11 protein-coding genes are annotated in these 14,060 nt (G+C 60.9%); 4 read left to right on the forward strand and 7 right to left on the reverse strand.

Annotation, left to right across the window (positions count from 1 at the left end; translation table 11 throughout):
- Window positions 1-86 precede the first annotated feature (86 nt).
- From rarD to EAH74_RS11490, 3 genes are all read right to left on the reverse strand, one after another.
- Entirely contained in the window at window positions 87-968 is an 882-nt protein-coding gene (gene rarD / locus EAH74_RS11475) for an EamA family transporter RarD (RefSeq protein ID WP_140678388.1), read from the reverse strand.
- Window positions 969-1,268: 300 nt separating this feature from the next.
- Window positions 1,269-2,282 (reverse strand): aldo/keto reductase, encoded by a 1,014-nt coding sequence (locus EAH74_RS11480; protein WP_111450105.1) that lies wholly within the window; start codon window positions 2,280-2,282, stop codon window positions 1,269-1,271.
- A 198-nt stretch (window positions 2,283-2,480) separates the two neighbouring features.
- Window positions 2,481-3,791 (reverse strand): MFS transporter, encoded by a 1,311-nt coding sequence (locus EAH74_RS11490; RefSeq protein ID WP_140678390.1) that lies wholly within the window; start codon window positions 3,789-3,791, stop codon window positions 2,481-2,483.
- Between the two features lie 170 nt (window positions 3,792-3,961).
- Here EAH74_RS11490 and EAH74_RS11495 point away from each other — a divergent pair, with 170 nt between their 5' ends.
- From EAH74_RS11495 to EAH74_RS11510, 4 genes are all read left to right on the forward strand, one after another.
- A complete protein-coding gene (locus tag EAH74_RS11495) occupies window positions 3,962-5,092 on the forward strand; it encodes a sugar diacid recognition domain-containing protein (protein WP_140678392.1) in 1,131 nt (376 codons plus the stop codon).
- 269 nt (window positions 5,093-5,361) lie between these two features.
- Window positions 5,362-6,504, forward strand: coding sequence for a glycerate kinase (locus EAH74_RS11500; RefSeq protein WP_140678394.1), 1,143 nt, complete (start codon window positions 5,362-5,364; stop codon window positions 6,502-6,504).
- Between the two features lie 373 nt (window positions 6,505-6,877).
- Window positions 6,878-8,503: a methyl-accepting chemotaxis protein gene (locus EAH74_RS11505; RefSeq protein ID WP_140678396.1), complete on the forward strand. Its 1,626-nt coding sequence runs from the start codon at window positions 6,878-6,880 to the stop codon at window positions 8,501-8,503.
- 41 nt (window positions 8,504-8,544) lie between these two features.
- The gene (locus EAH74_RS11510; RefSeq protein WP_140678398.1) at window positions 8,545-9,732 is read left to right on the forward strand and encodes a pyridoxal phosphate-dependent aminotransferase; all 1,188 of its coding nucleotides are present in this window, start codon (window positions 8,545-8,547) and stop codon (window positions 9,730-9,732) included.
- Window positions 9,733-9,859: 127 nt separating this feature from the next.
- Here EAH74_RS11510 and EAH74_RS11515 read toward each other — a convergent pair whose 3' ends face one another.
- Genes EAH74_RS11515 through EAH74_RS11530 form a run of 4 tightly spaced genes read right to left on the reverse strand, consistent with a single transcriptional unit; the run spans window position 9,860 to window position 14,003 of the window.
- On the reverse strand, window positions 9,860-10,837 hold the full coding sequence (locus EAH74_RS11515; protein ID WP_140678400.1) for an NAD(P)-dependent oxidoreductase: 978 nt from the start codon (window positions 10,835-10,837) through the stop codon (window positions 9,860-9,862).
- Between the two features lie 21 nt (window positions 10,838-10,858).
- Entirely contained in the window at window positions 10,859-12,157 is a 1,299-nt protein-coding gene (locus EAH74_RS11520; RefSeq protein WP_140678402.1) for an MFS transporter, read from the reverse strand.
- A gap of 45 nt (window positions 12,158-12,202) precedes the next feature.
- The gene (locus EAH74_RS11525; protein ID WP_140678404.1) at window positions 12,203-13,228 is read right to left on the reverse strand and encodes a sugar kinase; all 1,026 of its coding nucleotides are present in this window, start codon (window positions 13,226-13,228) and stop codon (window positions 12,203-12,205) included.
- Window positions 13,221-14,003, reverse strand: coding sequence for a sugar phosphate isomerase/epimerase family protein (locus EAH74_RS11530; protein WP_140678406.1), 783 nt, complete (start codon window positions 14,001-14,003; stop codon window positions 13,221-13,223). Before EAH74_RS11530 ends, EAH74_RS11525 begins: the two co-directional genes overlap by 8 nt.
- Between the last annotated feature and the right edge of the window lie 57 nt (window positions 14,004-14,060).

Raw genomic sequence — 14,060 nt, forward strand, 5'->3', positions numbered from 1 at the left:
GATCAAAAGATCGCAGCCTTCGGCAGCTCCTACAGGGATATTGTGTTCACACTGTAGGAGCTGCCGAAGGCTGCGATCTTTTGCTTTTAAGGGCGTCGATGTCGCATCAAATGCTTGAACCCTTCAAACACCAGCACAACCACCGCCAGCCAGATCGGAATGTAGGTCAGCCACTCGCCGGGCTTGATGCTTTCCCCCAGCAGCAACGCAACGCCGAGCAACAGCACCGGCTCGACGTAACTCAACAACCCGAACAGGCTGAACGGCAACAGCCGGCTGGCGATGATGTAGACCACCAGCGCCGAAGCGCTGATGACACCGAGCAACGGGATCAGCAGCGACAGCCACGGATGTTGATCGAACACGGCGAAACCCTGATCACCGCCTTGAACAAACCAGAACGCCACGGGCAACATCAAGGCCATGTCCATCCACAAACCGCCGAGGTTGTCGGTCGCCAGTCGTTTGCGCAGGATGAAGTAGAGCGGATAACCGATGACGACCAGCAAGGTCGCCCAGGAAAAACCGCCGACCTGATACAGCTCGTTGAGCACACCGAGGGAAGCAAAAAACACCGCAACCTTTTGCAGGTAAGACAGTCGCTCGCCATAGGCGAACCGCCCGGTCAGCACCATGGACAGCGGCAACAGGAAGTAGCCCAGGGACACGTCGAGGCTATAGCCGTTGAGCGGCGCCCACATGAACAGCCAGAGTTGCAGGCCAAGCAGCGTCGCGGAAACGATCAGGCCAGCGAGCAGTTTTGGTTGGCCAACCAGCCGCCGAAAAAGGGCGACTACGCGTTTCCATTCACCGGAGACCACCATGAACACGGTCATGCAGGGCAGGGTCAGCAGCATCCGCCAGCCGAAGATTTCCACGCCGCTCAAAGGCGTGAGCAACGAAGTGTAGTAATACATGACGGCAAACAGCACCGAGGCTGAAACCGATAGAGCGATACCTTTAGACAAACTGTCCTCGCGGGTTGAAGGTCAAACGGGCCGCGCAGGATACGTGGTTTCTGTGCTGAATATTGGCCGAGTGATCAATATTTCCAACATCCCTTTCTTGTGGGCTAAAGCTTAGCTAGCTAATGAGCTAAGAACCTGTGGGAGCGAGCCTGCTCGCGAAGAGGCCGGCACATCCAACATCTTGTTTGGATGACCCACCGCTTTCGCGAGCAGGCTCGCTCCCACCTTTGATCTGCGCCGAACACAAAATCTGCATCTGCCACGAATGCCCTGTGGGAGCGAGCCAGCTCGCGATCAATCTCAAGCCAGACGCGGTTTGCGTCCCGACACAAAATGGCTCACATCATTAAACCCCGGCGTCGACGCATGCCCAGGCACAACCAGCGAATCAATAAACGCCTCATCCTCAGCCGTAATCTTCACCGCTTGAGCCTTGGTATAGGCATCCCATTGTTCTTCAGTGCGCGGCCCTACGATGGCCGAGGTGACGGCGCTGTTGTTCAGCACCCAGGCGATGGCGAATTCGACAATGCCCACGCCGCGACCCTGGGTGTACTGCTGGATCTGCTGAGCAATGCGCAGGGATTCGACGCGCCATTCGGTTTCCAGAATGCGTTTATCTGCGCGGCCGGCGCGGCTGTTGGCATCCGGCTTCACGTCCGGCGCGTATTTGCCGCTGAGCACACCACGAGCCAGCGGGCTGTAAGGCACCACGCCCAGGCCATAGTTTTGCGCGGCGGTGATCTGTTCGGTTTCCGCCTGACGGTTGACGATGTTGTACAGCGGCTGACTGATCACCGGCCGGTCGACGCCCAGTTGATCGGCCACACGAATCACCTCGGCGATGCGCCAGCCACGGTAGTTCGACAAACCCCAATAGCGAATCTTGCCCTGGCGGATCAAATCGCCGATGGCCGACACCGTGACTTCCAGCGGCGTGTTGTGGTCTTCGCGGTGCAGGTAATAGATGTCGAGATAGTCGGTGCCCAAGCGCGTCAGGCTGGCGTCGATGCCATTGAACAGGTGCTTGCGGCTCAGACCGCTGCGGTTCGGCACACCGTCCACCGGGCCGAAACCGACCTTGGTCGCCAGCACCCATTCGTGACGGTTACCGGCAATCGCTTCGCCGACGATCTCTTCAGAGCGGCCGTTGGTGTAAACGTCTGCGGTGTCGATGAAATTGATGCCCTGGTCCCAGGCCTTGTCGATGATCCGCAGGGAATCTTCGGTGCTGGTCTGTTCGCCGAACATCATGGTGCCCAGGGTCAGGGTGGATACCTGCAAACCCGAATGACCCAGCGTGCGATAGCTCATGACGAAATCCTTTTACCGGTGGGAGAAAGGCTCAATCAAATACCAGAACAGCCGCCAGGCGCAAACGCAAATATCAAACACCCTAAGATCAAATGTGGGAGCGAGCCTGCTCGCGAAAGCGGTGTGCCAGGCAACCATGATGCCGACTGACACTCCATTTTCGCGAGCAGGCTCGCTCCCACAGGGGATCTTCGGTGATCAGACGCGAAGCGTACGGGTCATGCGCAGCGCCAACAAACTCCCGCAAACAATCACGCCCGCCAGCAGGTAAAGCGCCGCATCGGTCGACCCGGTGCTGTCCTTGACCCAACCCACCAGATACGGACTCAGGAACCCGGCCATCTGCCCCATGGAGTTGATCAACGCCAAACCACCTGCCGCCGCACCCGCACTGAGCAGCGCGGTCGGCACCGGCCAGAACATCGGCAGGCCGGTGAGGGCGCCCATGGTGGCGATGGTCAGGCCGAGGATGGCGATGGCCGGCGTAGTCGCAAAGTTCACAGCGATCAACAAACCGACCGCACCCATGAGCATCGGCACCACCAAGTGCCAACGGCGTTCTTTGCGCAGGTCGGCGGAGCGGCCGACCATCAACATGAACAGCGCCGCCAGTAGGTACGGAATCGCACTGAGCCAGCCGATCACCAGGTTATCGCTGAAGCCCAGGTTCTTGATGATCGACGGCAGCCAGAAGTTGATCGCGTAGACGCCGCTCTGGATGCAGAAATAGATCAGACCAAACGCCCAGATCGCCGGGTTCTTGAACACCGCCAGCAGCGAGTCGGTGCTGGTTTTCGGTTTGTTGGCCAGATCGATAGCATGGTCGGCTTCCAGCACCGAGCGCTCGAACGGCGTGAGCCATTTGGCGTTGGCGTAACTGTCGCTGAGCAGGAAGTAGGCGAGGGCGCCGAGGATCACCGTCGGAATGCCTTGCAGCAGGAACATCCACTGCCAGCCGGCCAAACCCGCCTGGCCTGCGCCAAAGTGATTGAGGATCCAGCCGGAAAACGGGCTGCCGAGCAGGCCGGACACCGGGATCGCCGACATGAACAACGCCATGATGCGGCCACGGCGGAAGGTCGGAAACCACTGCGAAAGATAAAGCACCACGCCCGGGAAGAACCCGGCTTCAGCCGCGCCGGTGAACAGGCGCAGGGTGTAGAACTCGGTCGGTGTGGTGACGAACAGCAAACAGGTCGAGAGCGCGCCCCAGACGATCATCATCAGTGCGATCCAGCGGCGCGGGCCGAATTTGGTCAGGGCCAGGTTGCTGGGGACGCCGCACAACACGTAACCGATAAAGAAGATCCCGGCCCCGAGGCCGTACACGGTTTCGCTGAATTTCAGTGCATCGAGCATCTGCAGCTTGGCAAATCCAACGTTCACCCGGTCGAGGTAGTTGAACAGGTAGCAGATGAAGATGAAGGGAATCAAACGCAGGGTAATGCGTTTGTAGACGGCGTTTTTTTCGTCAACGATGGCCTGGGTAGCGGCGGCGCTCTGTGACATGGCGGGCTCTCTCTTTATTATGATTTTTTGCGATGCAAAGGGTAACGTTGACCGCCCGGTGAGTCTCGGCCAACGCTTGGGTCATTGTCTTTGTGCCTGAGCACAGGGTTTGCAACCAAGGCCTGTGCGGGTGAACAATCCGCTCCATCGCGCTTTCAAGGAACCCCGCTATGTTCGAACTCGATCACGACCTGGCCCAGGACATCGTCGACCGGGCGATGGCCATCCTGCCGTACAACGTCAATGTCATGGACAGCCAGGGCCTGATTCTCGGCAGCGGCGAACCGGAGCGGGTCAACACCCGGCATGAAGGCGCGCAACTGGTGCTGGCCAACGGGCGGGTGGTGGAGATCGACGCGCAAACCGCGATCCATCTCAAAGGCGTGCAGCCGGGCATCAACCTGCCGTTGTTGCTCGATCAGCGCTTGATTGGCGTGCTGGGCATCACCGGTGAACCCGAGCAATTGCGCACCTACGCCGAGCTGGTGCGGATGACCGCCGAAATGCTGGTCGGCCAGCGCAATCAGCAGGCCGAACAGCAATGGCGGCGCCAGCGTTGCGATGATCTGCTGGCGTTGCTGCTCAGCGAGGCCGGGGATTCGCCGCGGCTGATCGATGAAGCGCAACAACTGGGGCTCAAGCCGCAGATGACGCGGGTGCCGTACCTGTTCGAGTTAGGGATGGAACACGGTCCGGGGCAAACCGTCGAGGCGCTCAGCGCCTGGTTGACTTCGCGCTACCCGGACAGTTGGTGCGTGAGTTCGGCCAAGTCATCGTTGCTCTGGTGCCGGCCGGCGGCGCAGGCGATCGAGAATGACCGGTTGCTGGAAAAACTCGACGGCCTCGGCTGGAACATTCTGCGCATCGCCGTAGGCGGGCAGGCGGATGGATTGTCCGGGCTGCGTCGTTGCTATCGACGCGTCGGCGATTTGCTGGCCTATGGGCGAGATGTGTTGCCGCACTCTCGTTTGCTGACGCTCAACCGTTATCGGTTGCCGGTGATGCTCTGGCGGCACCGCAACGACGACGCGCTGGACGAGTTGCTCAAACCGCTGCGCAAAGTCATCGCCAAGGATGGCAACGGCCAACTGCTGGCAACCCTGCGCAGCTGGTGCGATCACGATGGTCAGAGTCAGGCCTGTGCCGATGCGCTGGGCATCCATCGCAATAGCCTGCGTTACCGGATGGAGCGGATTGCCGAGCTCAGTGGTGTTGATCCGTTAAGACTCGACGGGATGCTGGCGCTTTATCTCGGCGTCCAGCTCTTGCCGCAGACTGAACTGCCGAACACAACCCCGTAGCAGCTGCCGAGCAGCGCGAGGCTGCGTTCGGCGGCGAAGCCGTCGTAAATTCTGCAAACGAGGTTTACCTGATTCACCGCGGTGCATGATTTCACGACGGCTTCGCCGCCGAACGCAGCCTCGCGCTGCTCGGCAGCTGCTACGACGGACGGTGTGGAGTGAGGTTTTGTGGAAATGAACAATAATCGTCATGGCCGCTTGTGCAGCGGACCGGCGTTATTGTTCTTGCCTGCTGGCAGCATGGAACGCATTGGAACTGGAGAATTCGCATGAAAATCGTCATCGCCCCCGATTCGTTCAAGGACAGCCTGAGTGCCCAGGGCGTGGCTGATGCCATTGCTCTGGGGTTGGCGCAGGTTTGGCCCGATGCGCTCCTGGTCAAATGCCCGATGGCTGACGGCGGGGAGGGGACCGTCGAGTCTATTCTGGCGGCGTGCGAGGGCGAATTGCACCGCACCCAAGTCCGTGGGCCGCTCGGCGCAACGGTTGAGGCCACTTGGGGCTGGTTGCCCCAGAGCCACACCGCGATCATTGAAATGGCCGAGGCCAGTGGCCTGCAACTGGTTCCGCCGGGCAAGCGTGACGCCTGCATCAGCAGTACATTCGGCACCGGCGAGTTGATCCGCGCGGCGCTCGATGCCGGGGCGCAACGGGTCATTCTGGCGATTGGCGGCAGCGCCACCAACGACGGCGGGGCGGGTGCGATGCAAGCCTTGGGCGTCAAACTGCTGGACGCCCAAGGCCAAATACTGGCACCGGGCGGCTTGGCCCTCGCGCAACTAGCGCGAATCGACATGAGTGAAATCGATCCGCGTCTGGCCGAGGTGCAATTCGACATCGCCGCCGACGTCAATAATCCACTGTGTGGCCCTCACGGTGCCTCAGCGATTTTCGGCCCGCAAAAAGGGGCATCACCCGAGCAAGTCCAACAACTGGATCGCGCGCTCGAGCACTTTGCCGAACGGTGCGCTCAGGTCCTGAACAAAGACGTACGTGACGAACCAGGCAGCGGTGCGGCAGGCGGCCTGGGGTTTGCTGCCAAGGCGTTTCTGGGGGCGCCGTTCAAGGCCGGGGTCGAAGTGGTCGCCGAACTGGTCGGCCTGGAGGATGCGGTCGAAGGCGCCGACCTCGTTATCACCGGTGAAGGTCGTTTCGATGCTCAGACCCTGCGTGGCAAGACGCCGTTTGGTGTGGCGCGTATTGCTCGGCAGCACGGCGTGCCGGTGATCGTCCTCGCGGGAACATTGGGTGAGGGTTATCAGGCGCTGTACGAACATGGCATCGATGCCGCGTTTGCCTTGGCCAGTGGACCGATGACGCTGGAGCAGGCGTGTGCCGAGGCACCGCGGTTGTTGCGGGAGCGGGCGAGTGATGTTGCGCGGGTTTGGCGGGTGGCCGCTCGCAAAACCTGACCCCCCGCTATCCTGTAGCAGCTGCCGAGCCTGCGAGGCTGCGTTCGGCTGCGAAGCAGTCGTGAAGTCATGCGGCGCGTTGTGTCAGGAAAAACCGGTTGCCGGATTTACGACTGCTTCGCAGCCGAACGCAGCCTCGCAGGCTCGGCAGCTGCTACATGGAGCTAGGGTGTTTCACCGCTGAAACACTCGCACCCTCCTGAAATTTATTTCTCCAATCCCCGCAGGAAACCTCATCTCCGGCCGATACAGCCAATAGGCCCACACAAACCTATTCCAACAGTGGCGCCAAACTGAAAGCGCGTGCGCCGCCGCCTGCCATTTCAGCGATCACGCAAGGATGCTCGTAGCCCCATCACCCGAGAATCATCCTATGTCACTGCGTAATCTGAATATCGCGCCTCGAGCTTTCCTGGGTTTTGCCTTTATTGCCTTGCTCGTCATCGTGCTGGGTGTGTTTGCCGTGAACCGCATGACGACCATCCACCAAGCGTCCATCGACATGGAAACCACGCAGCTGCCCAGCGTCGGGTTTCTCGGCAACCTGACGGAAAACGTCCTGCGCATGCGCATTCTCTCGTTCCGGGTGTTGGTCAACCGTGATCCGGCCGCGTTGCAGGAAGCCCAGACGCGTATCGGCGTGCTGGTCGACAAGGTTCGCAGCGCACAATCCAGTTATGCCGCGTTGTCGGCCACCCCGGAAGAGGCCGCACTGTACAAGACGTTCACGGCAACGCTGGACAGCTACATGCAAGCCCAGAACCAGATGCTGGAGCTGTCGCGGCAGAACAAGCTCGACGAGATGCGCACGCTGATCAACACCCGGATCAAGGACGGTACGGACCAGATGGGCGAGCAACTGAACAAACTGGTGGCGCTGAATAGTTCCGATGCGAAAGCCGCATCGGCCGCAGCGGGCGAGCAGTACCGCAGCGCGATTACCGGCATCATCGTCGTGGCAGTCATCGCGGCGCTGATGACCGTGCTGCTGGCCTGGTTGCTGACCCGCAGCATCGTCACGCCGCTGAACCGTGCGTTGCTGGCGGCGCAAACCATTGCCGGCGGCAACCTGACTCACGCCATCGAGGTCGACGGCACTGACGAACCCGCCCGCTTGTTGAGTGCCTTGTCCGCGATGCAGGCCAGCCTGCGCAAAACCATCGAACAGATCGCCGGTTCCGCCACCCAACTGGGTGCCGCCGCTGAAGAACTCAGCACGGTCACCCAAGAAGCGTCCCGCGGTCTGCAACAGCAGACCAACGAAATCGAACAGGCCGCCACCGCGGTCAACGAAATGACCGCCGCCGTGGAAGAAGTGGCGCGCAACGCAGTGTCGACGTCCGAAGCCTCGAATCAGTCGACCCAGGCTGCCCGTGAAGGGCGCGACCGTGTGGTGGAAACCGTCGGCGCGATCCAGACCATGACCCACGATGTGCAAAACACCTCGGTGATGATCGAAGGCCTGGCCGCTCAGGGGCGCGACATCGGCAAGGTGCTGGACGTGATCCGCGCCATCGCCGAGCAAACCAACCTGTTGGCGCTTAACGCTGCAATCGAAGCCGCCCGTGCCGGTGAAGCCGGGCGCGGTTTCGCGGTGGTGGCGGACGAGGTCCGGGCGCTGGCCCATCGCACCGCGCAATCGACCCAGGAAATCGAAAAAATGGTCGCCGGCATCCAGAACGGCACCGGCCAAGCGGTCTCCTCAATGCAGCAAAGCAATCAACGCACCCAAAGCACCCTGGAAATGGCCCGCGCCGCCGGCGTTGCGCTGGAGCAGATCACTCAGTCGATCCAATTGATCAACGAGCGCAACCTGGTGATCGCCAGCGCGTCCGAAGAACAGGCTCAGGTGTCCCGCGAAGTCGATCGCAACCTGGTGAACATTCGCGACCTGGCCACCCAGTCTGCCGCTGGCGCCAACCAGACCAGCGCCGCGACGCACGAACTGTCGCGCCTGGCCGTGGATTTAAATGCCATGGTGGCGCGTTTCGTGATTTGAGATAGGGTTGTGGCTTGGAACCCGCGCGACTGGAGAATTACATGCGCTATTCAGCCTTGACCAAACGAATTGCCGGTGACGGCGCAGCGGCCTGGCAAATTCACGACCGAGCACTGGAATTAATTGAGCAAGGCGTTGATGTGCTGCTGCTATCGATCGGCGATCCCGACTTCGATACGCCGCAGCCCATCGTTCAGGCGTGCATCGATAGCTTGTTGGCCGGTGACACCCACTACCCGTCAGTCCGTGGCAGTCGGGGATTGCGCGATAGCATTGCCAACCGTCATCGACGTCGCAGTGGTCAAACGGTGGATGCCGATCATGTGATCGTGCTGCCGGGCGCGCAATGTGCGGTGTATTCGGTCGCGCAATGCCTGCTCGACCCGGGCGATGAAGTGATCGTCGCCGAGCCGATGTACGTGACCTATGAAGGCGTGTTCGGTGCCTGCGCAGCCAAAGTGGTGCCGGTGGCGGTGCGCCCCGAGAACGGCTTTCGGGTCGATCCAGCGGATGTCGCGGCGCTGATCACGCCGAAAACCCGCACCATCGTGCTCAACAGTCCGAACAATCCTTCCGGCGCCAGTTTGCCGCTGATGGTCTGGCAGGAACTGGCATCGCTGTGTGTTCGTCACGACCTGTGGCTGATCAGCGACGAGGTCTACAGCGATCTGTTGTATGAAGGCGAGCACATCAGCCCGGCGAGCCTGCCGGGCATGGCCGAACGCACCGCGACCATCAATAGCCTGTCCAAATCCCACGCCATGAGCGGTTGGCGTGTGGGCTGGGTGATCGGGCCGAAACCTTTGGCCGAACACTTGGTGCACCTGTCGTTGTGCATGCTGTTTGGCATTCCGGATTTCATCCAGAACGCCGCGCAATTGGCGCTGGATGAGGATCTGCCGGAAGTGGCGTTGATGCGCGAGGAGTATCGCCAGCGTCGCGACCTGGTGTGCGCGAGCCTGAGTGATTGCCCGGGCATCCGGCCGATCCGGCCTGATGGCGGGATGTTCGTGATGATCGATGTACGCCAGACCGGGTTGTGTGCCCAGAGTTTTGCCGAGCGGCTGCTGGAAGGTTATGGCGTGTCAGTGCTGGCCGGTGAAGCGTTCGGGCCGAGTGCGGCGGGGCATATTCGGTTGGGGTTGGTGGTGGATCAGTTGAAGCTGGCGGATGCGTGCCGGCGGATTGCGTTGTGTGCGGCGGACCTTCTGGAGGCTCGTCGGGCCTGAAGGATTTATGTTGTTTGTGCTGGCCTCATCGCGAGCAAGCTCGCTCCCACAAGGGATCTGTGAACGTCGTAGATCCAGTGTGGGAGCGAGCTTGCTCGCGATGGCTGACTGACAGGCGCCGAATTCCTCAGCCTTTCCACGCCCCGACATTCACAAGATTCGCCGGTCGCTCACCCGCCAGCGCCGCCAGCAGATTGTCCACCGCGCACGTGGCCATCGCCTCTCGCGTTTCATGCGTCGCCGAGCCAATGTGCGGCGTCGCCACCACGTTGTTCAGCTGCAATAGCGGCGAGTCAGTGTTCAGCGGCTCGCGTTCGAACACATCCAGCCCCGCAGCGCGTATCTGCCCGTCACCCAAGGCCTGAATCAGCGCCGCCTCGTCCACCACCTTGCCCCGTGAAATGTTGATGAAGATGGTTTCGGGGCGCATCAGGGCGAATTGCTCTGCGCCGATAAGCCCTTCGGTTTCAGCGGTCAGCGGCAAGGTCAGACAAACGAAATCCGCCTGCTGCAACAGCTCCGGCAGGCTACGGTATTGCGCGTTGAACCGCTGCTCGACCGCCCGTTTCGGCGAGTGGCTGTGGTAAATCACCGGCATGCCAAAACCGAAATGCCCACGCTGGGCCAGCGCTTCACCGATCCGCCCCATGCCAATGATGCCCAGGGTTTTACCGTGTACATCGGTACCGAATTGCGCGGGACCGACATTGCGGTTCCATTGACCGGCGCGAACCATGTTCGCCAGTTCAACCACGCGCCGGGCGGTTGCCAGGATCAGCGCGAAACCGGTATCGGCAGTGGTTTCGGTGAGCACGTCCGGGGTGTTGCTGAGCAGGATGCGTCGTTCGGTCAGGTAGTCAATGTCGTAGTTGTCGACCCCTACGGAGACGCTGGCGATGGCTTCCAGGTCTGGTGCCAGATCCAATAATCCGGCATCCAGTTTCAGACTCGCACCGAGTAACCCTTGGGCCCGGGGCAGGGCCTCGCGCAGCGCAGCCAGGCCATCGGCATTGAGGTTGTCGATCAGCGTCACTTCGGTCTGCTCATGCAGGCGAGCCATCAGCAGCGGCGAGAGTTTCTTGTACAGCACAACCTGCTTTTTCATCGTCATCATCTCAACTTCAATTCAGGAATGAGCGGCCGTCGACCGTTGCACAACGGCCTTGGCCACGACCCGGTCACTGGCGCCGGGCTTGAGGAAAATCGTCAGTACCACCGAGAGCATCAACGCGCCACTCATCAACAGATAAGAAGCACCCGGCGAGCCGGTGGAGCTGTTCAAGTAGCCCACCAGATACGAACCACCAAACGAACCGAGCGCGCCCATGCTGTTGATTAGCGCCATGGCGCCACCCGCGACGTTGGCCGGCAGGATTTCCGGGACGATGGCGAAAAACGGCCCGTAAGGTGCGTACATGCAGGCGCCGGCGATTACCAGCAAGGTGTAGGACCACCAGAAGTGTTCAGCGCCCAGGGCGTAGGAACCATAAAACGCAATCGAAGCAATCAGCAGCGGCGGCCAGACAAAGCGTTTGCGCTTCTGCAATTTGTCCGAGCCCCAGGACACCAGCAGCATGCCGATCACCGCCGCCAGATACGGCAGCGCCGAAAGCCAGCCGGCCTCGATCATGTCCATTTGCGCGCCAGCCTTGAGGATCGACGGCAGCCACAACACGAAGCCATAGACGCCGATGCTCCAGCAGAAAAACTGCAAGGCCAGGATGATCACTTTCGGCGAGCGGAAGGCTTCGGCGTAGTTCTTCACCGCTTTGATGCCGACCTGTTCGGCCGCCAGGGCGCTTTGCAGATCCTGCTTCTCTTGATCGCTCAGCCATTTGGCTTGGGCGGGACGATCATCGGCCAGACGCCACCAGATAAATGCCCATATAACCGCCGGCAAACCTTCGATGATGAACATCCAGCGCCAGCTGAAATGCTGCACCAGATAGCCCGACACCACCGACATCCAGAGCATGGTCACCGGGTTGCCGAGGATCAGGAACGTGTTGGCCCGTGAGCGTTCGGCACGGGTGAACCAGTGGCACAGGTACACCAGCATCGCCGGCATCACTGCGGCTTCGACCACGCCGAGCATGAAGCGAATGACGACCAGCCAGTAGGCGTTGGAGACGATCCCGGTCAACGTGGCCAGGCCACCCCAGAGAATCAGGCTGACGAAAATCAGCTTCTTCACGCTGTGCTTCTGGGCGTAGATCGCGCCCGGCACCTGGAAGAAGAAGTAGCCGAGGAAGAACAGCGCGCCGAGCATCGACGACAGGCCCGGCGTGATCATCAGGTCGGCGGCCATCCCGGAGGCGGCGGCGAACCCGTAGTTGGCGCGGTCCAGGTACGCCAGGCTGTAGGTGATGAATACGATGGGCATGATGTACCACCAGCGGCGGGCGGCGAGTGTTGCGGTTTTCATAGTGGTGCTCCTGAGCTTGTTGTTTTTGTCGCAGCAGGTAACGGGTTAAATCTTCAGTGACTGTTCCGGCCTCTTCGCGAGCAGGCTCGCTCCCACACGATCCAATGTGGGAGCGAGCCTGCTCGCGAAGGCGGCCTCAAATTCGCTATACATCTCGGATCGGGTCGGCAACCCCTCCATATCCCCACGGCTCTGCACCGCGCGGCTGCCAATCCAGTTGGCACGCTTCACGGCGTCGGCAAAGCTGTGGTTTTCCAGCAGGGCGCTGATCATGCCGACGGCAAATCCATCGCCGGCACCGACGGTGTCAACCACCGTTTCCACCGGCACGCCCGCCACGAAACCCTGGTCCAGATGGGTGCGGTAGTACGCACCGTGCGGGCCCAGTTTGATCGCCACGGCTTCGGCGCCTTGATCGAGGTAGAACGCGGCGATGTCGGCCGGGTCTTCGAAACTGGTCAGCAATCGGCCTTCGCTCAACCCCGGCAGCACCCAATGGGCGAGGGCGGCGAGGCGGTTGATCTCGCTAATCATCTGTTGCTCGCTGGCCCACAGGCTCGGGCGCAGGTTCGGGTCGAAGGACACGCTGCGCCCGGCATCGCGCATGCGGGTCATCAATTCGAAAGACATTTCCCGGGCCGTTTCGGACAGCGCCGGGGGAATGCCGGTGGCGTGCAAGTGCCGGGCGTTCAGCAATTCAGGCGCGATTGACTGCCGCGACAGATGACTCGCCGCCGACCCACGGCGGAAATACTCGACCACCGGATCGCTACCATCGTCGGTGCGTGACTTGAGTTGAAAACCGGTGGGATGCGCAGTGTCGATGGCGACGTTACTGCAATCCAGGCCTTCGTTTTCCAGGGTGTCGATGACGAACCGGCCCAGCGAATCAGCGCCCACCCGGCTCAACCAAGCGACGTTGAAACCCAGCCGCGACAAGCCAATGGCGACATTGCTGTCGGCCCCGGCAATGCGTTTGTGGAAGTGACCGACGTCGGCCAAATCACCGTTCTGTTCGGCGACGAACATCGCCATGGTTTCGCCGAACGACAGGATATCGATCTCAGACATGAGCGCTCTCCAACCGGGTTTGACCGAGGCGGGCGAGGGTGGCGACAGTTTCGGTGGTCAACTGCACCAGGTCGTCGCCTTGCAGCGGGTATTCCGCTGCTCGCATAACGCCTTGGGCCATGTGCCGCAGCAGTTGTTCCCACAGATGCAAGTCACTGGCGGCCGGCGGTATGGCGACCAGTTTGCCGTCAGCCCGGCGCGTCACGGCTTTGCAGTGCACATAGCCGACGTGGCGACCGAGCAACCGCGCGGCGCTGGCGGCGGACTGGTCTTGCCAATGCCAGTTGCCGATGTCGAAGGTCATTTTGACCGGCAGGTTGTGTTGCTCGACTTCAGTGAAAAACCGTTGGAACGGCTCGATGCGGCCACCGTGCAAGGTTTGATCGTTTTCCACCAGCAATTGCACAGCACTTTTGCCCAGCATACGGGCCAGCGTCTGGAGGTCGCTGTTGTCGGTGAAATAACCCAGGGACACTTTCAGCCATTTGGCACCGAATGCCTGGGCGCGCTGCAGAGCAGAGATCAGTTCGGGATTGGGTTTGGACTGGCCAGCCAGCCACAGCTCCATCGGCGAGGAATACACGCTTTCGAGGCCTAGGGTCTGAGTGGCGTCGGCCAGTTGCGCGGGGTCTTCGACGGTCAGCAGTTCTTCGCGCCATTCAATGCGCGTGGCGCCTGCGGCGGCCAACACGTCGATAAACGATCCCTGGCCGCGCTGGCGAACAACGTCGGCGCCGTAGCTCGACAGGCTGATGGAAACGGGTGGTTTATTCATTGTTGTATACCTCTGAAACCGGTTTCATTTTTGTTCAAAAAAAAGGTGGTGACCTTT

The organism is Pseudomonas mandelii, assembly GCF_006438925.1.
In the GTDB taxonomy this organism is placed as follows: Bacteria; Pseudomonadota; Gammaproteobacteria; order Pseudomonadales; family Pseudomonadaceae; genus Aquipseudomonas; species Aquipseudomonas mandelii_C.

Coding starts and splice junctions, on each gene's coding strand:
- EAH74_RS11480 (WP_111450105.1), bottom strand. CDS start 2,282: ATGAGCTATCGCACGCTGGGTCATTCGGGTTTGCAGGTATCCACCCTG.
- EAH74_RS11490 (WP_140678390.1), bottom strand. CDS start 3,791: ATGTCACAGAGCGCCGCCGCTACCCAGGCCATCGTTGACGAAAAAAAC.
- EAH74_RS11495 (WP_140678392.1), top strand. CDS start 3,962: ATGTTCGAACTCGATCACGACCTGGCCCAGGACATCGTCGACCGGGCG.
- EAH74_RS11500 (WP_140678394.1), top strand. CDS start 5,362: ATGAAAATCGTCATCGCCCCCGATTCGTTCAAGGACAGCCTGAGTGCC.
- EAH74_RS11505 (WP_140678396.1), top strand. CDS start 6,878: ATGTCACTGCGTAATCTGAATATCGCGCCTCGAGCTTTCCTGGGTTTT.
- EAH74_RS11510 (WP_140678398.1), top strand. CDS start 8,545: ATGCGCTATTCAGCCTTGACCAAACGAATTGCCGGTGACGGCGCAGCG.
- EAH74_RS11515 (WP_140678400.1), bottom strand. CDS start 10,837: ATGAAAAAGCAGGTTGTGCTGTACAAGAAACTCTCGCCGCTGCTGATG.
- EAH74_RS11520 (WP_140678402.1), bottom strand. CDS start 12,157: ATGAAAACCGCAACACTCGCCGCCCGCCGCTGGTGGTACATCATGCCC.
- EAH74_RS11525 (WP_140678404.1), bottom strand. CDS start 13,228: ATGTCTGAGATCGATATCCTGTCGTTCGGCGAAACCATGGCGATGTTC.
- EAH74_RS11530 (WP_140678406.1), bottom strand. CDS start 14,003: ATGAATAAACCACCCGTTTCCATCAGCCTGTCGAGCTACGGCGCCGAC.